Raw genomic sequence first — 19973 nt, 5'->3', positions numbered from 1 at the left:
CGGGGACCACCTCACGCACGCACCCCACGCAAATCAGGATCGGCGACGTAGTTGTACGCGGCGCGGCGGAGGCCGAGGGCGCTGAGGACCGTCCGGGCCGGCTCGCGACGGCCCTGCAGGACTTCGCTGACGACGCTCGGGGCGACGCCGTTCCGGGCGCTCCAGGCGCGGAGGGAACCGGCCTCGGAGACGGCGGCGCGGAGGCGGGCGCGCACGGCGTCCGCGTCGAGGCCAGGCGCATCGAGCACGCCCGGTCCAAGGGGTTGAAGGTCGATTTCGTTGGCCACCTAATGTCCTCCCGAGTGTACGAGAGGAAGGTGAGATCGAGACCCTGAAGTGTCAAAACCGTCGCAAACAAGGAATCACTAGGCCGTTCGGCCCATTCCGAATGGTCGTCTGTGAAATCGTCTGCAAGCCTGTTCCAAGAGCGAAAAACCAAATCGTCTGCTAAATCGTCTGCGGCACCGGATTAGTCCGAATGGATGGTCGGTTGTATGATGAAGGACTAGTCCTTTTGTGGAAACAACTTGCGTTATTTGTAACTCGACCGGTGGACAGCCCTGTTCTCTTGCATGCGAACGCGCTTGAATTCCTCAACGACGCCGCTGGGGCGACCGATCGGGGACGACGACATGACTAACGACCGCTCTCTTGCCGCGGCCATCATGGCCTTCATCAGGGCGCTTATCGCCTCGATCTTCGGCGGTGTCCGCGAGGCCGGCGCCTCGCTCTACGGCGACGTGAAGAAGGTCGCCGGCTTCACGAAGGCGGCGGTCGACCGCACCACTGCCGCCGTTGGGGCGGCCCTGGAGGGCCCGGCCCGGGCGCTGGATCTCACGGCCTCTGCCGTCGGGGGATTCCTTGGTTCGATGCTGCCCCGTCCCGCCGTCCACGCCGCAGACGTCGCCGAGGCCGCCCTGGCCAACGACAACCGCGCCTCGGCGGGCCCGCGCCCGGTAGCGATGGGCCTCGGCGAACTGGTCATCGCGCATAACAAGGCCGCGATGGATCCGAGCGGCCGGAGCGGTCGCGATCTCCAGCCGCTCCCGCGGGACGTGGCAAACTGGCTCTCCGCCCTCGACGTTGGGGCGAGGTGCACGCTCGCTTTCGTGCCGGCCGGCAGGGTCGAAGAGCATCTCCGCGCCGAGACCCTGATGCAGGTTCACGGGGGCCTGCCGCTTATGCCGCGCCTGCGGGCCCGGCTGGATGCCGAGGCCCCGCAGCGGTACCGCGCTGAGGACTACGAGGCCGATGATCGCCGGATCATGGAGGCGGCCTACAAGATCCTGGAGACCCCGGAGGCCCACGCTCGCGTCGCCGCCTTCCGCATGTGACCTGTTAGGATTGAACGACGAAGGGCCCGGCGGTCATCCCGCCGGGCCCTTCGCATGTCTGGGGGCTGGGGCTTAGACGAGGCCCTTGCGCCGGGCGGCGGCGACGACCGCGCGCTCTGCCCGCTCGGCCCGGGCCTCGGCCGCGGCGGCCCGCTGCAGGGCGGCGCCGAGGAGGAGGCGGAGCTCGGCGGCCTCGGCCGCGAGGCCGTCGGCCTCAGCCTCGACGGCGTTGGCGTCGCGGCGCGCCTGCCCAAGGCGGCCGGCGAGCCGCGAGACGGAGTGCCGGTCGGTGTCCTGGCGGGCGCGGAGGCTGTCGAAGGCGCCCTGAACCGCGGCATGTCCGAGCATCAGTCCCTGCGCGACGCGGATCCCGCTGTTGGCACCGAACTCGAAGGTCTCGCGGGACATGGTGCTCTCCGGGGCGGTGGGCGTCTCTGCGAATCATTCCGCGCCTGGGCTGGACTCCTCGTCAACCCGGCGGCCGGGTCATCCACATTTTTGCGTGAACGACCGGTAGACCTCATCGATCGCTATTGTGCCTTGCCCGCTCAGCACTTTCTCAGCACACCTGCGCACATCATCAGCACACCACCTAAAAACGGCCTCAACCAACCTTCCCCGGATGCGTTACATGGGCATGGCTCGCAGTCGTGAGTGTTTTGACTAGCTCGTCTCGTCCCCCCGTTACTCAACATTCTGCAACGCGAAAATTAGAAATACGCGACGTTAGGGTTGCCCGTTGCAGGAGCGGCCCGGAGGCTGCGGCCATGCTGGAAATCAAGCTCGAATTCGACGCCGCCGCGTTCGATGGCGCGACTGATTCATTCGTGGACGGCGACTTGCAGCGCGCCCTCATCGAGGCCGTGAACTGGACGGCGGAGCGGGTGCAGCTGGCGATCCGGGCCTCGATGCTCACGGCTTTCGACTCTCCCGTGCCGTACACGCTGGGGGGCGTGGCGCTCTACCGGGCGACGCCGCGTGCCGACGGCGGGGAGCCGGCGGCGCTGGTTTTTCTGCTCGACGACGTGGCCGGCTACTTGGAGCTGGAGCAGAGCGGAGGCGTACGTACGGCCGGCGCGCCCGGCACGACACGCCTTGGGCCCCTCATCCCGGGACCAGCGGCGGCCGTCGACCGCTTCGGCAACCTGCCCCGGAATTTCGTCGCAAACGCCTTGTCGGAGCCCGACGTCGCTTGGGAGAACCTGAAGCCCGGCGAGCCGCCGGCCCTGGTGCGCAAGCCCCCCGGCAGACCCCTTGAGGTCTTGGCCCTCATCGCCTCGGAGACGCACTACGAGGCCCGGTGGGACTTCTACGGGGAGGCGCTGCGGGCTGTGGCCGACGCCTTCCCAAGCGCCCCGTTCGTGCTGGATACGTGACGCGTACGCGACGCCCGTGCGTCACGTATAGAAGAGCGGCTGGTTCGCCAGGAGGTCGGTGTTCTCAGGCGGTTGGCCCGGCGGCCGGGCGGCGTTGTAGGGCGCCTTGTTCGGGTCCGAGCCGCGCGGGCCCCACCCGGTCATCGGGATCCAGGTCGTCCCAAGGTCGTAGCTGGCGTAGCCAGACTTGAACCACTGGATGGGCGTCAGCAGCACGTCGGCGTTGACGAGGTGGATCATGCCGTAACCGCCGACGGCCGAGTAGCCCGGCGGGAAGGTCCCGGTCCGAACGAACGCCCCTGCCAGGTCGAGCACGTTGAAGACCGTCTGCGAGGCCACGCCGCTGGCGTCGTACTGCGCGGTCAGGAGGTTGTTCACGGTCACACGGATCGGATAGGCCCCGACCTGCACGACCTTCGGCGCGGCGTAGTTCCAGGCGCCGGTGTCGGCCCGAACGAACTCGCTGGTCGGGTTGCCGCTGGCGTCGAGGTACTGCAGCAGGTCGTAGCCGGTGTCGTCGTCGAACCGGCCCGTCTGGATGAACGTCACCGCCGACTTCGACAGCATGACGAACCTGATGACGCTGGACAGGTGCACGGTGAGCCTGTGCTTGGACACGGGCTGCCCGTTCAGCATGGTGGTGCCCGTCGACTCCCCAATCTCGATCTCATGCGCGTCGATCGTCGCGCCGCAGTAGACCGTGCCGCGCCGCGTGACGGCTTGGACGTAGTCGACGTTCACGCCGGAGTTGGCGTTGTAGACGGTCTCGAACCGGAGATTGATGCCGAAGGCCCGGACGCGCGTCGCCGTGGTGAGCGGCCGGCGCTAGGGCAGCAGGTGGACGAGCTCGGGACCCGCGGCGGCGCGCATGCGCCAGAACGCGGCGATGCCCTTCTCGTCGTACACCTGGCGCGGAATCGTGGCCCGCGCCGCGCGCCCTCCGGACGCCGGGACGGTCGTGAACCAGCTCGCCGAGTTGCCCTGCTTGTAGCCGAGGAAGGTCCCCCGATAGGAACCGGTCAGAACGTAAAAGTCGTCCCTGTTTGTGAGGCCGGTGAGGCTGGTCCCCCCGTAGGCCACCACCGTCCCCATGGCGTAGGACTGCCCGGTCGCCAGGTCGGTGTGCCGGATCGCGTAGCTTATGACTGGGTGGACGAAGCCGCCTCCCGACTGGACGTATGTCGCGGCGGCCCGGCCGTACAGGTTCCAGAGGATGCCGCCCGTCGGCACGGCCCAGTCCTGCACCGGATCACCGACCGGCCCGGCCTTGTCCGTGGCGAACAGCGAGATCCGCGAGGGCGAGCCCGACGCGGCCGCCCCCGTCACGAGGAGGATTCGACCGTCGGACCCGACCCGGCCGGCAACGCCGGTGAATGTTGGGCGCGTCCCGGTGGTCCGATAGTAGATCCGGTTCGCGCGATCGAGGTCGTATACCGTCGATGCGTTGTAGATGCCGAGGTCCGAGGTCTGCCACGCCGGGCCCGTCTGGACGATCGGCGTCGTGCACATGAGGTGGCGCGCGAACATCAGGCGAATCTCCGCCCCGCGATGAAGGCGAGCACGCCGCGGTCCGGCACGCGCATGATCGTGAAGACGTGGATCTGCACGTCGGCCGAGGCGGCGGCGAACGGGTTGTCCGAGCCGATCGACCCGCCCCGCACCTCCACGCTCCACTTCCAGTCCGCCGGCCACGTGACCGACGCGCCTTTGAACCGGACCAACGTCAGGGTGATCAGCTCCGCCTGCTTCTGCTCCGGGGCGTACTCGTCGAGGCCCACGACCGTCTCAGGGTCGGCGAGCTGGACGACAACGCTGCCCGCGCAGTCCGCCCACCAGAGCGCCGCCAGGGCCGGGTCGAGGTTCAGGATTCCCCCGTCGACCAAGACCGGCGCGAACTCCAAGCAGCTCGACCTGCCGCGTCGTCGCCACGCCGTCGTCGCGCCGCAGGCCCTGGTTCGCCGCCATCCGCTGCTCGACGTGGGCCTGGATGGCGTCGAGCTCGTATTCGAGCGGCGCCTCGTACGTGTCCTCGTCGGCCGCGACGATGCGCACGCGCAGGACCATGGCGCGGTCCATCAGGCGATGCCCGGGCTGGGGGCCCTTGTGCGTCAGCGGCTGTTCGAGGACCCACGAGACGTCGATCGCCGGCAGGGCCTGCGGGTTGGTCGGGTAGCGGCGGGACGCGCGAACGGCCTTGACGCCCGGGATCCCCGTGAGGATTCGGACGGCCGCCTTCGATGCGCTGGTGCGGACGTGCTCTATGCCGAGGACGGTCAAGCCCGGCCCTGCAACGGACAACCCCCGGGTTTCGGGCTATTACGTGCTCGGCTCAGGGGACGACGAGATGGCGAGTGAGGGCGGGACCGAGACCAGCGACGCGGACGACCGCGAGGCAGAATTCGAAACATTCCGCAAGACCATCGAACAATTTAAGGATCTGATCGTTGCCGCCTTCGACGAGCTCCACGAGCTCGTTTCGAAGAAGATCGCTACACCTCACCAATACTTCTCAAACCACCACGATTATCCGCAGCAAAGCACGACATCGAGCGGCTTTCCGATATTCAACGAGACAGGCTTTTACGCGAAAGAGGCACGCAAGGACTACGTGGGTTCCATTCGGCCGATGGGCTTGCTCGGTATGCTCATGATCGGCCGGGACAAGGAATTGTCCCCCGAGTTGGGCAAGTTGGTTGCGTTCCTCGACGCCGACGAGCTTGGGGAGCACTTCAGGACCTCGGAGACATCCGAGTGGGAAATTGAAAAGCTCATCGATCAGGCCGTCGAATCCTACTTCCAACGGTTCGGGACGGGCCCCCTGGATCCGCTCAAGCGCCGCAAAGTGCTCGCCCCCATCGTGCGCAGCGCCTTCGTCAACTCCTTCGAGCTCCGGATCGTCATCCCGATCGCCTTGACGCACTTCAACGTCGACCGCTTTCGATTGAGCGACACGGCCTACGTCACGCGCATCCCGAAAGGGGTTCAGCTGTCGCGCGCGCGAATGGATTTACGGGGCTCCGGCGCCGGAAAGAACGTGGTCGGAGCCGCAACGCACGCCTTCGTGTCGAAGAACTGGAACCTCGAATTCGAGACGAACGACGAGGCTCGTCGTTCGATGAACAACCCCTCCAAGAACGTGCTCGATGAGGCCGACATTTTCTTCGGCGCCCTTCGCGCGGCCACCGGGGCCCGGACCGGTTACGCGCAAGTGCTCATGATTCCAAAAGGTGTCGCATTTGAGATGTACTGTGACCTCCCGCAGTTCTTCGGAGCGACATACCGGCGGTACCCGTCCGATTTTGATGACTACGCCTGGGCATACACGGGGCAGTCTCGCGTTACTGCAGAGCAGATCAAAGACGTCCAGCGGCTGTACAGTCTCACACTTTCCAGACCAGAAGAGAGGGTCCGGATCGCGCTCAAGAGGCTGAATGCCTGCATGAGCCGTGACGATGCGGTCGACGCGATCCTCGATGCGATGATCGGTCTGGAGGTCCTGCTCGGCGACAGCGAGAACCAGGCCCTATCCTATAAGCTGCGGATGCGTGCCGGCGCCCTTGCGACGCTCAAGGGCAACAGGACGGCAGCCGAGGTCTCCGCCGAGATGGGAAGGATCTACGGCATCAGGTCAGAGATCGTGCACGGCCTGTCCTCCCAGGGGAAGAAGGCCAAGAAAAAGGTCGCGGTCCCCGAGGAGGAGCGGTACGCGGCAGATCGTGACGCCGCCGCCGCGATGCTGCGCTACATCCTCAACATCCTGCTGGAGCACCACCGGTACCTCGAACCTCAGCGGATCGATCGAGAGTTGCTGCTCGGGGAGGCACGCCCGGCTGAGCGAGACACTGACGAGTTGGACCTCTTCCCCACGCCCTGAGGTTGAGTCGGCACCCGTCCGTCCGCTCTATGACCGGGCCGGGTGGATTTCCGCCTGACCGCTTACGGTCCACAAAGCATGGAAGCCGACCTTGTCTTCGTGCGGGCTTTTAATCAGTTCGGCAGGAGTCCTACCTCTTGATAGCTCCTGACCAACGAGTCGAACAGATTTATGTCCGAACGGCTTCGAGCTATGATCTGAGCTCCAGCTACAGCAGCATAGATGGCACGGGCTCTTGTCTCCCCGTCCTTCGGCTCAACCAGTTTTGCTGCAACGAGCTGCTCGCGTAGCCAAGCCGTATTGACGTCTGCAAAGGACTGGACCTCCTTCAGAACCAGCTCAGGCAACGCGTCATATTCTGTCGCCATGAAGCTGCTGAGGCACATGCGATTGTCGCGCTCCAGAGAGAGGCGGAAAATACTGGGGTATTGCCGCAGCGCTTCCATCGGGCTTTGCGCATCCGTTGAAAGAGCTTGAAGATCGCGGGCAATGTCTTCCCAATAGCGACGCGCGACGGCCTCACCGAGGATGGCCTTATTGGCGAAGTAGTAGTTGATGCTGGCGGCCTTGATGCCAACCACCTCCGCGAGGTCTCGGAAATTGATGCCGCCGTATCCATAGGCCATCGCTGCTTCCCTCGCGGCCACGAGAATCGCCTCACGCACATCCCTCTTCAGCGTCGCTGCCATTCTCAACCTCCACCTGTCATATGGCAGACAGGGGTTGACAACGCAAGATGTCAGTCCTAGCTTGCAACCTGTCATCTGACAGACAGGCAAAGTCCTTAGGAAAGCGAGACGACGATGTCCGACAAGCTCAAGCTCTTCACCTCTCCCTCGGCCTTCCCGAACCCGCAGCGCCTGCGGATCTTCATGCACGAGAAGGGCATCGCCGGTCACTTCGACGAGACGGTCTACGACATGTCACCGGTCGGCGAGCAGCGGGGTTGGAAGCACCTGAAGATGAACGCTTGGGGCGAGACACCGACCCTCGCGCTCGCCGACGGCTCCTACCTGAGCGAGACCTCCGCCATCGCCCGCTACCTCGACGACACGTTCGAAGGCCGCAAGATCATGGGCGAGACGGCGCTTGAGCGTGGCCTCGATCAGATGTGGGACGGCCGGGTGTGGGTGCACATCCTCTATCCCATCGTCACCGCCTTCCATGTCCTGCACCAGGGTCTGGGCCCGAAGCTCGAACTGACCAGCAATCCGGCCTGGGGCGAGCATTCCCGCAAGGTGGCACTGGCGCATGCCGGCCTCGTCGACCGGCATCTCGCCGACGGCCGCGCGTGGCTGCTGGGCGGCGACCAGCCGACGTTCTCGGACATCACGTTGGCGACGGCCATCGCGTTCTCCAAGTTCCCGGTGAACGCCACTCCGCTCGATGAGCGCTTCGAGCATCTCGATGCCTTCTGGCAGCGCTGGCAGTCTCGGCCGACCTTCATCGCTGCCTATGCGGACAGGAGCAGCGGTGTGCCGGAGATCGACAACCGGACGTGAGCGCCCAGCGGTCGGTCCCTGGCCGTGTTCGTCCGCGTGGCGGAGACTGGGAGCCTGTCGCGAGCGGGACGCGAACTGATGCTCTCGCAGCCCTCCGTCTCGCGCGTCGTCGGAGCGCTTGAGGCGCGGTTGGGCACGACGCTGCTGTTGCGCACCACCCGCAGCATCTCCCTGACGGTGTTGGGAGAGGCTGCGCGCGAACGCAAAGGATCTTCCCCCTACGGGCCTGCCGCACCTCGGCCTCACCTACCACGCCGGCGAGGACTTCCACCACCCGCTCGACGGCCTGAGGGCGATCGCCGGTCTCCTCGATAACGTTCTTGAGCCGGGCGATCGCATCGGGCACGGCCTCGCCGCGGGATGGGACATCGGACAATTCGAGCGAATGCGTCGGCTCGGTCCCGTTCCGCAAGGCGTTCTTCTCGACAACCTCACCTGGCTGCGTCGAAAGGGTCAGCTGGAAGGCTTCTGGTCGGGGCGCGCGTCTTTCGAGGCCGACCGTGCGATCGCCGACCTATCCAACCGCATCTACGGATCCCATCCGCCGCCGCACGAACTCGACCGGGCGATCGACCTGCGCTTCGCGATGCCCGAAAGGGCTTGGCGGAACGGCACGATCGCCCATGAGCTGGTCTATCAGGACACGTTCGAGGAGCGTGCAATCAAGGCCCGCCTCGGCATCGCCGGCGTGGAGGAAGTCGGTTGCATGTCTCGTCTGGCAGAGGAGATCGGCCGGGCGCAGGTATCCGTCATCGAATCCATCCGATCCTCGGGCGTCAGCGTCGAGGCGAATCCCTCAAGCAATCTCGCGACAGGGACGATAGACAGGCTCCAGGACCATCCATACTTCCGTTTCGAAGATGCCCTCGATGGAAATGCGTTGGTCTCCTTCAATACGGACGATCCCGGGCTGTTCGGTACCCGTACCGAAATCGAGTACGCGTCGATGTTCGAGGCCATGCTCGACCGTGACATCGATCGCTCCCGTGCCCTGGAGATGGTGGATTGCGCGAGGCAGAGGGGGATCGACCAAAGCTTCGCTTGAGCGCATGTCGACGTGTCGCCGCGGTTGGTCGAGGGGCACCCGGCCGAACGGCGTTGGTGGCGAACTTCCCGCGCACGCTTCGGAGCCGAGACACACCGATGGGGAGTGCCGCGCAACATGGATCCGGATGCCCGGTTACGGGTGCACGTTCGATCTCCCGACAAAGTCCGCCATCGTTTAGGGCCGCTGAAACGGCCACCGGACCGGTCTCAGGCACCTTCCTTCCCAACTCGATCGAGGTCACCTGATGGGCTAAAACGAATCGCTATGCTTCTCTTTTCCCTACCTACCCTGAGGGAGGGAATGCCTAGCGTACCTGACCGACTTCGAGGAACATCCATCATGAGCGGCCCTGCGAGCCTGGATCGTGGACCGGAGAAGCCGGCATTCGGCAAACCCTGCAACGGATGTGGGTACTGCTGCGCCTTGCAGGCCTGCGCGGTCGCCCTCGAATACATCTCTCCTGACATCGAAGGGCCCTGTCCCGCATTGGAATTCGCCGACGGCAAGTTCCAATGCGGGATGGTGCGACAGCCGAGCCGGTACATGCCTCTTCCGAACGAATGGGCGGACGAAGCGATCGGGTCCTTGTTCGCGCAGATGTTAGGGGTCGGCAAAGGATGCGACGCAGACGATCCCACGCCAGCTCCGACGTCCCCGACCTAGACCTATGAGCGTCGCGTCGCGCTTCGGCACGCTCAACGGGGGTGGCAGAAGAGCGCGCAGACGCAGCGTTCGTCTGAGGTTTATACGTAGGGAATGACGAAGGGCAGCTTATTTGATTCAATCAATGGACTTGAGGTAGTTTATTCCCGAAATGCGGGGAGCTTTTTCTTTGGGCAAAATATGCTAAGATGCTATACTAATTGAACAACTAGGATTGGACCGAGGTAGGTTTTTCCACTTCCCTACAGTGGCCCTACGATGGATGGTCCAAGCCTAGGGCTTCGGCCCGCACCTCCAATGGCGCGGCTTGATCGAATGGCATGATGCGTTCGCCTCCTGCGGGTCCGTCACCCCGGTGTTCAGGCCGGGGCCCGGCCGGCAGGGAAACCGACCTACCAGCGTCGTCGAGCCGTCCTAAGGCGATGCAATGCCCGGACCGATGGCGCTGGACCTGCTCGACACACTAAGGATCGTTGATGACGATGTGACGGCCGTCGTGGACGCCTACCTCGCCGATCCGTCTTGTGGCCCCGTTGGTTTCGGCGAAAGGTATCGGATCGATCCGGCATTGCCCGTTGCCGAGCACCCTTTCGCCGACACCCTGATGCGCCGGTCCTGGGCTGGGGATGAACTCCGGTGGGCTGCTGTACGAGCGGCGGTCATGTTGGCCGTACCCGAACGAGAGTGACCGCCACTCCCGTCCTAGCGCGTCCGTCGCAAACCGTGACGTGCGCGTTTCCGGCCCCTTATGGTCCGAAACGTTGCCGGCCTCACCCCGACGCGTCTCGCCGGACACGTTTCCCGGCCTCGCAACGGCATCGGATGGCATTCATGCCACCGTCACGGCCCGGGCCTAGTGCAGTGACGCGGACGGAGGATTCACTCAGTCGGTGAGACGTGCGAGTCTGGGCAATGGCTCAGACGGTATGCGTACTTCTCGATGCAGCCGACACGACCCGGCTCACTGTGATCGCCGAGGATCGATCGCGCCCGCTCAAGCATATCCAGCGCGCCCGCATCGTCCTGCTCTCGGCCCAGCGCTTGAGTGTCCAAGACGTCGCTCGGCGAGCGAGCGTCAGCCGCCCGGCCGTGTGGCGCTGGCAGCGGCGCTATGCCGAGGCGGGCGTCGAAGGTCTGCTGCGCGACAAGACACGTCCGCCCGGGACACCACCCCATTCGACCGAGACGGTGGCCGAGGTGCTGGCGCTGACCTGCTCAGAGCCGCCGGACGAGGTCACCCACTGGACCGGCCGTGCCGTGGCCCGCGCTGTGGGGATCTCGTTACGTGCCGTGCAGCGGATCTGGGACGCTCACCGCCTCCAGCCGCATCGGCTGCGCACGTTCAAACGCTCGCGCGATCCCGCCTTCGCCGCCAAGGTCGAGGATGTGGTCGGCTTGTACATGGACCCACCCGCCCACGCGGTCGTGCTGTCCATTGACGAGAAAAGCCAGATCCAGGCGCTGGAGCGGACCCGCCCCGACCGTCCGCTCGCCCCCGGCCATCCCACCGCCCAGACCCACGACTATACCCGTCACGGCACCACGACGCTGTTTGCCGCCCTCGACGTCCTGGCGGGCACCGTGCTCGGCCGCTGCATGCAGCGCCACCGGAACGGTGAGTTCATCCGCTTCCTCAACGCCATCGAGGCCGCCGTCCCGCCCGGCAAGGCGATCCACGCGATCCTCGACAACGTCGCCACCCACAAACATCCGAAGGTGCGCGCCTGGCTCGCCCGCCACCCGCGCTGGACCTTTCACTTCACCCCGACCTCGGCCTCCTGGCTCAACGCCGTCGAGGGCTTCTTCTCAGCACTCACGCGGCGTCGGCTGCGACGCGGGTCCTTCACCGGCGTCGTCGATCTGCAGGCAGCCATCAAACGCTACATCGCCGAGCACAACCGACGCGCCAGACCTTTCGTCTGGACCAAACCCGCCGCCAGCATCCTCGCAGCCGTCAGCCGATCCCCTGATCCATCCGTCTGAGTCAGTGCACTAGGAGGCCCGCATCGCCGTCCCGCAGGCGCGAGTAAGCCTAGACCATGCCGAAGCACCTCTGCATCGACCCCCACGACCCCTATGCCCAGCATGAGGTCCTGGTCGAGTTCGAGCGGGATGGTTCAGGTCTCCGCCTCGTCGCCGTAATCGATGGCTACGACGATGACATCCTTGGGGATCTGGTCGAGGCGCAACGCGAAGACCTGCGGCGAGAGATCGCCGATGCCGATTGCCCCCTGGCCGATCCCATCCCGATGCCACCGACCCACGGCACCACCTCGTCGCTGGCGCCACACTGATGTTCCGGGATCACCACGACGACGAGGGGATGAACCGCATCCTTACGCGGATGGACGACCGCCGGAGCCGGATGCCACTTTATCTCACCGGCTTCCTCGTCGCCGTGGCAGTCGTCGAGGCTGAGCGCGCTGATGATGGCATCGGGACGCCATGCCTCGATGGCGGCAGGGACGGCGGCGAGGGAGGCTTTGGCGATGCGCATGCCCGGGAGTCCGGGCCCCGGCGCTGCAACGGACAACCCCCGCCTAGCGGGTGGGATGGGCCCCGGGGCAGAGGCGGGCCTTCAGGGCGGCGTTGGCGACGTCCCTGTCCCAGCCCTTCCAGACGAGGATTCGGAACGCGCCGCGCCCCATCTGTCCCATCAGCACGGTGGAGGGCGAGACGATGCCGTCGCCGATCGTGCCATCGAGGGCTTGCACGTAGATCGTGGTCAGGGCATCCACCAGGGCGGCGTCGAGCTCCGCGGCACGGCGCGCACGTTCGCGCCACTCACGGGATCGGGCAGCTGCGGCCCGCTTGGCGGCTGCGGCCTTGGCAGGGCCTGACGACGCGCGGCTGTGGTCCGGCGCATACGTCTCGTCGTCGTCGAACACGAGGCCGTGTTCGTGGTCGTCCTCGGCATGGGCTGGATAGGCGAACACGGCGACGTCCCCTGCGGCCTAAAGGCTATGCCGTACGGGGATGAAAGCCACCAGGCGAAGCCCGCCCCGCAACGGGTTGGGCTGGCCTCCCAGGCCCTCCCTCGCCACCCCCCCTGATTCGCGCGGCGCATGTGCGGGAATGATCGATATGGAGAACAGGTCGAGCGGTGTAAGTCGTTGATTTCTAAAGAGTGGGCGGGGTGGAATGGGGTCTGTAACAATCACAATACTAAAGGGGCATGACCACAAGGGGCAGGGCCGACCTTCGGCCCGCCCCGAAGGGGTGGTCTCCTCTTATAGTATTGTCAGCGAGACCCCCGTCCCCCGCCCCTCCTAAGTCGTTGATAGCCCTTGTGGCAGGCGGGTCGAGTGCTACCATCACATCGATCATTTCCGCACGGATTCAGCCTCATGGCCTCCGCCTCTCTCACCGCCCACCTGAGCCTGCCCGTCCCGCGTGGACGGACGCCGTTCGTGCCGACGGTGCGTGGTGACCTGCAGGGCGCGGCCGTCAGCCCGCAGGCCTTCGATGAGGTCGCGCTGCAGGCACCGCGTCCCGTGGCCTTCCTCGTCGACCGCAGCCTCGCCCGGGTCCCCGGCGTCACCGCGCGCGACGTCGCCTTGTTCGAGTGGTGCTGCACGCTGGCAGTCCACGCAGACCCGACACTCTCGGAACTGGAGCTCACCGGGAATGCGAGCGTCAGGCAGGCGGGCATCGCCCTGTCGGGAGGCGGCAAACCGGCGCTCCCCCGGGACGTCGCGGAATCCCTAGGACGCCTGTTCGGCGGCGAGCGCCAGAGGCTGACGGTGGATGGGCTGTTCGCGTTCTCGCTGCAGCCGTGGGTCGGCGAGCTGCTGCGACCGGGCGGGCAATATGGCTACCTCGACCACGCCGTGCTGGCGCGGTTCCGCACGAAGGGTGGCATTTTGCTCTACCGGTGGCTCGTCGGGCAGATCGCGGCCGAACAGATCCGGTACAAGCCGCGCGCCGCGCCGGTCGAGTTCGCAGCCGATCCGCGCGACCTCGCCTTCAGCATGGGGATGCCTGGCGAGTTCCATTCCGGTCTGTTCCGTACGCGGTTCCTGACCCCTGCGCTCGCCGAGATCGCCGAGCACGTGAAAACCTTCGAGGTCGTCGAGACGCGCGAGGACAAGCGCATCCGTCCCCCGGGTTGGGAGGGCAACGCATCGCGGAACAAGATCGCCGCGGTCGTGCTCGTCGTCCGGATGCTGCCTCCGAAGGACACGCGTGTCATCGCGGTTCGGAAGCGGTCGAAGGAGCAGCTTGAGACCCTGACCGCCTATCCGGACATCCCGGCCTATGCGGTGTCGACGTCGACGCTGATGCGCCTGTCGTCGGCCTTGCCATCCAACCTTCAGCGCGGCGGCCTGCTTGGGTCCGAGGTGCACGGCATGCGCCAGCTCTGGTGGTCGGCCCTGCACGAGGCGCTGTCGGGTGAGGTGCTGACGGGGGGCTACTCGACACGCGCGTACCGGAGCGGCGCCCTGTTGGCTGCGATCGAGCGCGACGGGCCCGACGCCGCCTTCTGGGGTTTCGCCATGGAGGAGACCGACGGCCCCGACCTGCGACCCTTCCTCGCCGACAAGCCGAGGGTGGCCGCTCAGGGTAACCTGTCCCGCCGAATCCGGCACAAGCGGCATCGGGCGGGACAGACGAACGCGGGCCGCCGCGCGTTGCGGGAAGCCCGCCGGGACGGGACCGCGCCCGCGCCTGTCTCAAGGAACAGCACGGTGGGGGCCGCGGTGGAACACGTCGAGGAACCCGTCGAGGCAGCGGATCCGGCACCGGTTGAGGCGGCTCCGAAGGTCCAAGAAGTCCCGGGATTAGGACGCGAGCGGACCACGTTGGCCTTCGACGCGCCGGTTGACGAGATCGCCCGCAGGCTCCGCAACCCCGCGCTGAAGCTTGAGGCAGCGCGAGTCTGGGCCGCTACTCAGCTCGGGCAAGACTTCCCGGACGTGCAGGCCGAAAGGACACTGAACGACGTCCTGCAGAGGTTCCAGTGGGGGGACTTCCCGCTCCTCGCCGAACTCGATGCGTCGACCGGAGGCGGGTACCTGTGGCTGCTCAAAGCGACGCAGATGATGCTCGCCAAGAAGTTGCCCTACCTCGTCGGCGACAAGCTGCAGCACGCCCACGCCCTAGCGACGCGCGCCTGGATCGCCGCAGTCCGGAACGAGATCACGGACCTCGGCACGTCCAACGAGACGACTCGCGTCGCCCTGCAGCGCGACACCGCCCGGTATCGCGCCGAGTGGAAGAACGGTTCCAGGGCACGCGACGCGGCAAGGGACGCGCGCTACCGCCAGCCGGTCCCCCACTGCATCGACCCCGCCTTCATGCTGGCGCACCAGGCCAAGCGCGCCGCAAAGGACTGATTCGACACGTCAATCCCCGCGCGAGTTTCCTTGTCGGCAGGTTCGCGATCTGAATCCTGGCCGCGTCCCGGCCGATGCGGGACGATTCGGTTTTCCCGGGGCGGGGTTGAGCAGGCAGGTGCAGGTTCGCGCGTGCGTCGCTGAGCTATCTGAAATGGTGCACTGAGGCGGCGGACGAGATCCGGCGCCACATCGACGAACAGGGCTACGACCATCACGACCTGCATCTCAAGCTGTCCTCGATCCGTGAGGGCGTCTTCGAGGAGTTCATGGCCGGCAAGGGCGCCTGGAGCGCCCGTCGGCTGACATCCTTCGCTGAGGCTGTTCGTCGAATCGACATACGTGGATCCCGAGAACGGACGGGTCTACGACTGCTACCTGATGGACCGGGACGGCTTCGCGCTCCTCGCCATGGCATTCACTGGGCCGAGGGCCCTGCGCTGGAAGCTCGCCTACTCGGCCGCATTCAACGCGATGGAGCGCCAGCTCCGGGAACGGGCGCCGTCGATCGGCAACAACGTCCGGGACCCGAACCAACTCGTGGTCATCACCACCCAGCTCCTTGCCCTGACGCAGGAGCTGACCGTCCGGGCCGAGACGGCCGAGGCCGAGGTGGCGGTCAAGTCGGAGGCGCTGGCGATCGCGGCGCCGAAGGTCGAAGCGTTCGAGGCGTTCATGTCCACGGGCAAGAACGAGAACCTGCGGTCCGTCGCACGCCTCTGCAAGGCGCGGTCCCACGCGTGGTTCGCATGGGCCAAGGATCGCGGCCTCCTGTTCTACGAAGGGGGCGTGCTACAGCCCCGGGCAGATCTCAGGGCCGACGGGTACGCGGTGGTCGCGCAGGCGCCGGACGACGACGGGGTAATCCGGCTGCAGACCCGCGTCCCCCCCCCCCCGCGGGCCAGATCTAGTTCCAGCATCGATGGGCCGCGCACCTGATAGCCGTCGCCAAGGCGGCCGAGGCCGAGCGTCAGGCGCGGCTTCCCGGGGTCGCCTAACACCCCTCACAGTCTGAGTAGTGCCTAGGGCCCCGGTGAACGCCGGGGCCCTTTTCGTTCGTGCCGACGAGGGCGAATGATACCGAAACGCCCCTCGCGATCATTTCGCGTCAGTACGTCGGCAGGTCCGAAAGCGGGTCGTCGTCCTCGCCCGGCGCCGGCCGCTTGACCTCGACGACGGGCAAGGTCGCCAGGATCGCGGCGAGCCTCGCCGCGTTCGTGTCGCCCGGGGCCCGCTCCTGCCCGAGCTTATAGAAGCGGCCCTCGGTCCGGACCCAGCCGTCCCCGCGGGCGACGACGGGCGAGGTTGTCGCCACGCCATCCCCGAGGTCCGGATGCCCGGTGACCTTGCCGTGCAGGCGCTGGCGGCCCTGCGGGTCGGTGCCCTCGTAGTAATCGTCGATCAAGGGGGCCTTCGCGAGGTCGCGGGCGAGCGGCGTCCAGCCGGTCGCGATGAGGTCGCGATCCTGATAGGCGCGGGCTCTGCGAAGAGCGATGTCGCGGAGGGGGAGGCGTTGGAAGCGCATTTGGCGGGGTCCCGTTCTGGTGCTGCGTCGATGATGGGCCTGGGGCTGGCGAGGCACAAAAGTCAGGGGCACGGCGGCCGGGCGCGCCGGAGGACGGCGCCGTCATGCATGAGCGAGCCGTCGGGCCGCATCGCGAGGTCGGTGTCGACGTCCACGACGGAGCCGCCGTCGGCGAAGCAGCGCTGCGCCACGTACCGCCCGGCGCGGAGGAGGCCACCTCGGCAATCGAGCCCGTCGATCCCGAGCGAGGTGCCGGCGACGACGATCGCCCGGGTCCCCGCCGGGCCGCAGTAGACACCGTCCGCCGGCCACAGGCCGCCCCCTGCCTGAGCAGGCGCAGCCGCCAGCAGGACCCTCAATGCGCACGCCCCACGATTCCGCAGCATCACACCCCTCCCTCTATCCACGCCGATCCGTCAGGCTCGAACCAGGCCGCCGTCGCGCCAGTGACGACGGCGTCGCCGTCGCGGAATCCTGGTTCGATGCGCGGCCGGTACCGAACACGGCGCGCGCTAGGCGGCCGTTCAAGCCCGGGAGCTGGGACGCCGCGCGCCCACGCGTGCACCTCGCGGACGCCTGCCCTGTTCGTCCGGAGGCGCGCCGCCTCCGAAGCCCGGAACGTCACGTCCCGCAACGCGATCGCATCCATGTGGGCCGCGACCCAACCACCGACGCGGACGCTCCACCTGCGGCACCGGAGGTTGCGGTAGACCTCGACTTCAGCGCCCGGCATGGTCGTCGCACCGAACCCGGACCCACCCGGTCTTCCGAGCCTGTCCCGGGGCGCCACAGGTCTCGCAGACGCCTTCGGACAGACGCTCGACCGCTGCGATGACGGCCTCGTAGGGGTAGGCAGGGTCGTGATGCGGGGCGAAGTAGACCCTCAGGCTCCCATACTTCTCCTTCACCTGAATGGTCTGAAACTCCGGCGGGATACCCACCTCTCCCATCCACTCGGCCATGAGGGTGAGCAGCCAGTGCCAGCCCGGGCCGGTCTCGACGGGCTCGCCGTAGACCTCGGGGAACAGCTCCATGAGCTGGCGCCAGCTGTCCTCGGGCACGGGGGCCGGCATGGGCCCGGCGCGCCAGCGTGTCGCCAGGTACCGCGACGTTGCCTCCCACGTCAGCGCGCGGTCGGTGAGCAGTTCACGGCGCCCGCGGTACCGGGCCGTCGGCACGCCCTCGTACCGAACGCGAGGGCCGGCCGGCGTCGGCTCGACACCCATCACGCGGACGTCCGCGGCCTCGTCGCCGAGGGCCTCCCGGGCGATGGCGTGGAACTCATGGATCAGCGCGCGGGTCATCGGGGGCTCCAGGGACGGACGTCGGGAAGGCGGGGGACGGCGCGGAGGAATCCCGCTGCGGAGCGGGCTTCGTTCAGGGCGATGCCGGGGTCGCGGTCGCCGTCCTCGACGAGGCGAGCGAGGGCGCCGACGTAGGCGTAGACGCCGCGGCCGAGGTGGCCATCGACGCGTCCGGTCTCGACGTCGGCCTCGACGTCGGCCCGGAGCGCCCGGAGCAGGGAGACGATCTGCATGTCGGCCCCCTAGTGCCGGGGGCCGGCGTCCCGGGCGTCGAGGCAGACCCCGACCAGCCTCCGGAGGGCACGGAGCGATCCGCCGCGTGGCCAGTGGGCGTGCAGGGCGTCGATCTCGGCGGCGTCGAGCGGCGGGACCGGGCCGAAAAGATCGAGGTTGCGCTCGAACGCCAGGTCGCCGAGGATCCGGCTTGCGAGCACCCCGAGGTGTTCCGGGCCCGGGTCAGGCACGCGCAGCACGAGGCAGCGGTCCAGCAGCGGCTTCGGGATACCAGCGAGGGTATTCGCAGTGATGACGAAGTTGACATGGCTCAAATCTGTAGGACAATCGAGATAGACGTCCATGTACCTGCATGAACTCTCGCGTTCGAGCATGTTCACGAGTACATCCAAGACGTTGCCGTTGTGTCTATCGGACCCGATCTTGTCGATCTCGTCGAGGACTAGGAGCGGGTTGGCGCAGCCCGACATCATTATTTCACGAAGCGGGGTGGAGACCTTGCCGGTGCTCCAGCCGCGCGACACGCCCTGAAACATCGCGTCCATGCTCCCGCCGAGGCTGTGCACGGTCGTGGGAACGCCGAGGACCTCGCCGACGCGTCGAGACAGGCGCGTCTTACCGCAGCCAGGGGGGCCGACGAGAAGCACGGGGGGCAAGCGCACGACCGACTGTCCGACAAGCGGACGCAGCATCCCATCGATGACGGGTGCCGTGTGCGGCGATTCCCCGACGAGCTCCGTCCGCACCGCCGCCAGGTTGTCGGGCACGAGGGTCAACGGGATCCGCTTGCCGACGATCTTTCGAACGTCCTCGGCGGGGTTGTTGCTCCCCTTGGACCCGGCCGTGGGCAGGTGTTCGACGCTGGCGACCACGACGACGCCCGGCGAATAGACCAGGTCGTCTCCCGACAGGTCGTCGAGCGGATGGGCGCCCGGCCGCCGGGCGATGCCGGCACGGTCCTCCAGGACGTCAGCGTCGAGTCCGCTGAGGCCCGCCAGGTCGTCGAGGTAGGGCGGCTCGTCGGCGACGGGACCTGAGCTCATCGCCGCCTGGACGATGCCGAGCACGTGGACGAGGCCGGCCACTTCGCGACGCACGGTCTGCAGCTGCACGTGCCTCGCTTCGGGGATATACCCTGCGTCCGCCGTCATCGAGGGGATCGCGGCGGCCCCCAGGAATTCGAGCATCGAGACCATGAGGCCGTGGGTCGTGACGTCGACGTACGTCGACGCCGGGCGGCGGCGCCATGCCTCGAAGCACATGACGGCGCAGCGGGACGCCGAGCGCGCGCAGCCGAGCGCGGCGGCCCAGACGGCCGTGCGGTCGCTGAGGTCGACGACGACCTGGCGGGTCTCGGCCAGCATGCGGTCCTGGCCACGATCGTGCCGCTCCAGCGCGAGCATGCAGCCATGCTCAAGGATGCGCAGCTTCGCCACGTCGGGCCCGGTGAGGACGCTCTTGATCGAGCGCTCCAGGCGCAGCGGGAACCGGTGCGGGCTTCGCTTCTCGATGAGTGGCGTCAGGAACTCCTCGATGTCCCGGCAAGCGTCGCTGCCAACGAACTCGGCCCCGCTGAGCAGGTCCAGCGTCGAGTGAGGCGGGTCGATGAGCGAGGGCAAGCGCGGCTCGGAGTAGGACGTCAGCTTCTTGCGGACAGCGGCAACGTAGCCAGCCATGACGGCGGCGCGATCGGTCTTCGACATTGGGAATACTCACTCGGATAGGGCGGACGCGCGGGCGGGCCCTGAGCACGGGGGGCTCAGGCGGCGGCGGTCGA

The 19973-nt window shown here is 66.9% G+C and carries 24 protein-coding genes; 11 read left to right on the top strand and 13 right to left on the bottom strand.

All coding sequences use genetic code 11. The features are described from left to right. Positions 1 to 11: 11 nt before the first annotated feature. Positions 12 to 287: a hypothetical protein gene (locus J7U37_RS14410; RefSeq protein WP_247636169.1), complete on the bottom strand. Its 276-nt coding sequence runs from the start codon at positions 285 to 287 to the stop codon at positions 12 to 14. A gap of 345 nt (positions 288 to 632) precedes the next feature. Between J7U37_RS14410 and J7U37_RS14405 the strand changes: the two genes are divergently transcribed. Further along, a complete protein-coding gene (locus tag J7U37_RS14405; protein WP_247636168.1) occupies positions 633 to 1334 on the top strand; it encodes a hypothetical protein in 702 nt (233 codons plus the stop codon). A 72-nt stretch (positions 1335 to 1406) separates the two neighbouring features. Here the strand turns inward: J7U37_RS14405 and J7U37_RS14400 are convergent, their stop codons facing one another. Then, positions 1407 to 1742: a hypothetical protein gene (locus J7U37_RS14400; protein ID WP_247636167.1), complete on the bottom strand. Its 336-nt coding sequence runs from the start codon at positions 1740 to 1742 to the stop codon at positions 1407 to 1409. 359 nt (positions 1743 to 2101) lie between these two features. On the opposite strand from J7U37_RS14400, the gene J7U37_RS14395 reads away from it, so the two are divergent. Continuing rightward, positions 2102 to 2710 (top strand): hypothetical protein, encoded by a 609-nt coding sequence (locus J7U37_RS14395; RefSeq protein ID WP_247636166.1) that lies wholly within the window; start codon positions 2102 to 2104, stop codon positions 2708 to 2710. A gap of 21 nt (positions 2711 to 2731) precedes the next feature. On the opposite strand, the gene J7U37_RS14390 is transcribed toward J7U37_RS14395, so the two are convergent. From J7U37_RS14390 to J7U37_RS14375, 4 genes are all read right to left on the bottom strand, one after another. Then, positions 2732 to 3451: a hypothetical protein gene (locus J7U37_RS14390; RefSeq protein WP_247636165.1), complete on the bottom strand. Its 720-nt coding sequence runs from the start codon at positions 3449 to 3451 to the stop codon at positions 2732 to 2734. A gap of 84 nt (positions 3452 to 3535) precedes the next feature. After that, positions 3536 to 4237: a hypothetical protein gene (locus J7U37_RS14385; protein ID WP_247636164.1), complete on the bottom strand. Its 702-nt coding sequence runs from the start codon at positions 4235 to 4237 to the stop codon at positions 3536 to 3538. Further along, positions 4237 to 4488, bottom strand: coding sequence for a hypothetical protein (locus J7U37_RS14380; protein ID WP_247636163.1), 252 nt, complete (start codon positions 4486 to 4488; stop codon positions 4237 to 4239). Before J7U37_RS14380 ends, J7U37_RS14385 begins: the two co-directional genes overlap by 1 nt. A 7-nt stretch (positions 4489 to 4495) precedes the next feature. Next, entirely contained in the window at positions 4496 to 4987 is a 492-nt protein-coding gene (locus J7U37_RS14375) for a hypothetical protein (protein ID WP_247636162.1), read from the bottom strand. Between J7U37_RS14375 and J7U37_RS14370 the strand changes: the two genes are divergently transcribed. After that, on the top strand, positions 4971 to 6584 hold the full coding sequence (locus J7U37_RS14370) for a HEPN domain-containing protein (RefSeq protein ID WP_247636161.1): 1614 nt from the start codon (positions 4971 to 4973) through the stop codon (positions 6582 to 6584). The two genes, J7U37_RS14375 and J7U37_RS14370, sit on opposite strands and share 17 nt — an antisense overlap. A gap of 113 nt (positions 6585 to 6697) precedes the next feature. On the opposite strand, the gene J7U37_RS14365 is transcribed toward J7U37_RS14370, so the two are convergent. Further along, positions 6698 to 7273: a TetR/AcrR family transcriptional regulator gene (locus tag J7U37_RS14365; protein ID WP_247636160.1), complete on the bottom strand. Its 576-nt coding sequence runs from the start codon at positions 7271 to 7273 to the stop codon at positions 6698 to 6700. Positions 7274 to 7387: 114 nt separating this feature from the next. Between J7U37_RS14365 and J7U37_RS14360 the strand changes: the two genes are divergently transcribed. From J7U37_RS14360 to J7U37_RS14335, 6 genes are all read left to right on the top strand, one after another. Continuing rightward, complete coding sequence (locus J7U37_RS14360; protein WP_247636159.1) at positions 7388 to 8086, top strand: glutathione S-transferase C-terminal domain-containing protein; 699 nt, start codon at positions 7388 to 7390, stop codon at positions 8084 to 8086. Positions 8087 to 8110: 24 nt separating this feature from the next. Further along, on the top strand, positions 8111 to 8401 hold the full coding sequence (locus tag J7U37_RS14355; protein WP_348772994.1) for a LysR family transcriptional regulator: 291 nt from the start codon (positions 8111 to 8113) through the stop codon (positions 8399 to 8401). Positions 8402 to 8471: 70 nt separating this feature from the next. Continuing rightward, positions 8472 to 9131 (top strand): hypothetical protein, encoded by a 660-nt coding sequence (locus tag J7U37_RS14350; RefSeq protein WP_247636157.1) that lies wholly within the window; start codon positions 8472 to 8474, stop codon positions 9129 to 9131. 1105 nt (positions 9132 to 10236) lie between these two features. Further along, on the top strand, positions 10237 to 10485 hold the full coding sequence (locus J7U37_RS14345; RefSeq protein ID WP_247636156.1) for a hypothetical protein: 249 nt from the start codon (positions 10237 to 10239) through the stop codon (positions 10483 to 10485). Between the two features lie 224 nt (positions 10486 to 10709). Next, positions 10710 to 11780 carry an IS630 family transposase gene (locus J7U37_RS14340; RefSeq protein WP_247636155.1) on the top strand — a complete coding sequence of 357 codons (1071 nt, stop codon included), beginning with the start codon at positions 10710 to 10712 and terminating at the stop codon, positions 11778 to 11780. A gap of 56 nt (positions 11781 to 11836) precedes the next feature. Continuing rightward, complete coding sequence (locus J7U37_RS14335) at positions 11837 to 12091, top strand: hypothetical protein (RefSeq protein WP_247636154.1); 255 nt, start codon at positions 11837 to 11839, stop codon at positions 12089 to 12091. Positions 12092 to 12337: 246 nt separating this feature from the next. On the opposite strand, the gene J7U37_RS14330 is transcribed toward J7U37_RS14335, so the two are convergent. Then, a complete protein-coding gene (locus J7U37_RS14330; RefSeq protein ID WP_247636153.1) occupies positions 12338 to 12733 on the bottom strand; it encodes a hypothetical protein in 396 nt (131 codons plus the stop codon). A 411-nt stretch (positions 12734 to 13144) separates the two neighbouring features. Between J7U37_RS14330 and J7U37_RS14325 the strand changes: the two genes are divergently transcribed. Together J7U37_RS14325 and J7U37_RS14320 are read left to right on the top strand one after the other, a co-directional pair. Continuing rightward, on the top strand, positions 13145 to 15133 hold the full coding sequence (locus J7U37_RS14325) for a hypothetical protein (RefSeq protein ID WP_247636152.1): 1989 nt from the start codon (positions 13145 to 13147) through the stop codon (positions 15131 to 15133). Between the two features lie 315 nt (positions 15134 to 15448). Then, entirely contained in the window at positions 15449 to 16072 is a 624-nt protein-coding gene (locus tag J7U37_RS14320) for a Rha family transcriptional regulator (protein WP_348772995.1), read from the top strand. Between the two features lie 169 nt (positions 16073 to 16241). On the opposite strand, the gene J7U37_RS14315 is transcribed toward J7U37_RS14320, so the two are convergent. From J7U37_RS14315 to J7U37_RS14295, 5 genes are all read right to left on the bottom strand, one after another. Further along, complete coding sequence (locus J7U37_RS14315) at positions 16242 to 16658, bottom strand: DUF6634 family protein (protein ID WP_247636150.1); 417 nt, start codon at positions 16656 to 16658, stop codon at positions 16242 to 16244. Between the two features lie 62 nt (positions 16659 to 16720). After that, the gene (locus J7U37_RS14310; RefSeq protein ID WP_247636149.1) at positions 16721 to 17044 is read right to left on the bottom strand and encodes a hypothetical protein; all 324 of its coding nucleotides are present in this window, start codon (positions 17042 to 17044) and stop codon (positions 16721 to 16723) included. Positions 17045 to 17377: 333 nt separating this feature from the next. Further along, a complete protein-coding gene (locus tag J7U37_RS14305; protein WP_247636148.1) occupies positions 17378 to 17962 on the bottom strand; it encodes a hypothetical protein in 585 nt (194 codons plus the stop codon). Continuing rightward, on the bottom strand, positions 17959 to 18195 hold the full coding sequence (locus tag J7U37_RS14300) for a hypothetical protein (RefSeq protein WP_247636147.1): 237 nt from the start codon (positions 18193 to 18195) through the stop codon (positions 17959 to 17961). Before J7U37_RS14300 ends, J7U37_RS14305 begins: the two co-directional genes overlap by 4 nt. Before the next feature lie 9 nt (positions 18196 to 18204). Beyond that, entirely contained in the window at positions 18205 to 19899 is a 1695-nt protein-coding gene (locus tag J7U37_RS14295) for an AAA family ATPase (RefSeq protein ID WP_247636146.1), read from the bottom strand. Between the last annotated feature and the right edge of the window lie 74 nt (positions 19900 to 19973).

Origin of the sequence: Methylobacterium sp. 37f (genome assembly GCF_023093475.1) — a bacterium.
In the GTDB taxonomy this organism is placed as follows: domain Bacteria; phylum Pseudomonadota; class Alphaproteobacteria; order Rhizobiales; family Beijerinckiaceae; genus Methylobacterium.
This window is presented reverse-complemented; position numbering and strand designations above follow the sequence as displayed.

Excerpts from the sequence above, each read along its gene's own strand:
- J7U37_RS14405 (WP_247636168.1), top strand. The coding sequence starts at position 633 with ATGACTAACGACCGCTCTCTTGCCGCGGCCATCATGGCCTTCATCAGG.
- J7U37_RS14400 (WP_247636167.1), bottom strand. The coding sequence starts at position 1,742 with ATGTCCCGCGAGACCTTCGAGTTCGGTGCCAACAGCGGGATCCGCGTC.
- J7U37_RS14395 (WP_247636166.1), top strand. The coding sequence starts at position 2,102 with ATGCTGGAAATCAAGCTCGAATTCGACGCCGCCGCGTTCGATGGCGCG.
- J7U37_RS14385 (WP_247636164.1), bottom strand. The coding sequence starts at position 4,237 with ATGTTCGCGCGCCACCTCATGTGCACGACGCCGATCGTCCAGACGGGC.
- J7U37_RS14370 (WP_247636161.1), top strand. The coding sequence starts at position 4,971 with ATGCCGAGGACGGTCAAGCCCGGCCCTGCAACGGACAACCCCCGGGTT.
- J7U37_RS14365 (WP_247636160.1), bottom strand. The coding sequence starts at position 7,273 with ATGGCAGCGACGCTGAAGAGGGATGTGCGTGAGGCGATTCTCGTGGCC.
- J7U37_RS14360 (WP_247636159.1), top strand. The coding sequence starts at position 7,388 with ATGTCCGACAAGCTCAAGCTCTTCACCTCTCCCTCGGCCTTCCCGAAC.
- J7U37_RS14350 (WP_247636157.1), top strand. The coding sequence starts at position 8,472 with ATGCGTCGGCTCGGTCCCGTTCCGCAAGGCGTTCTTCTCGACAACCTC.
- J7U37_RS14345 (WP_247636156.1), top strand. The coding sequence starts at position 10,237 with ATGGCGCTGGACCTGCTCGACACACTAAGGATCGTTGATGACGATGTG.
- J7U37_RS14340 (WP_247636155.1), top strand. The coding sequence starts at position 10,710 with ATGGCTCAGACGGTATGCGTACTTCTCGATGCAGCCGACACGACCCGG.
- J7U37_RS14335 (WP_247636154.1), top strand. The coding sequence starts at position 11,837 with ATGCCGAAGCACCTCTGCATCGACCCCCACGACCCCTATGCCCAGCAT.
- J7U37_RS14325 (WP_247636152.1), top strand. The coding sequence starts at position 13,145 with ATGGCCTCCGCCTCTCTCACCGCCCACCTGAGCCTGCCCGTCCCGCGT.
- J7U37_RS14315 (WP_247636150.1), bottom strand. The coding sequence starts at position 16,658 with ATGCGCTTCCAACGCCTCCCCCTCCGCGACATCGCTCTTCGCAGAGCC.
- J7U37_RS14310 (WP_247636149.1), bottom strand. The coding sequence starts at position 17,044 with ATGCTGCGGAATCGTGGGGCGTGCGCATTGAGGGTCCTGCTGGCGGCT.
- J7U37_RS14305 (WP_247636148.1), bottom strand. The coding sequence starts at position 17,962 with ATGACCCGCGCGCTGATCCATGAGTTCCACGCCATCGCCCGGGAGGCC.
- J7U37_RS14300 (WP_247636147.1), bottom strand. The coding sequence starts at position 18,195 with ATGCAGATCGTCTCCCTGCTCCGGGCGCTCCGGGCCGACGTCGAGGCC.
- J7U37_RS14295 (WP_247636146.1), bottom strand. The coding sequence starts at position 19,899 with ATGTCGAAGACCGATCGCGCCGCCGTCATGGCTGGCTACGTTGCCGCT.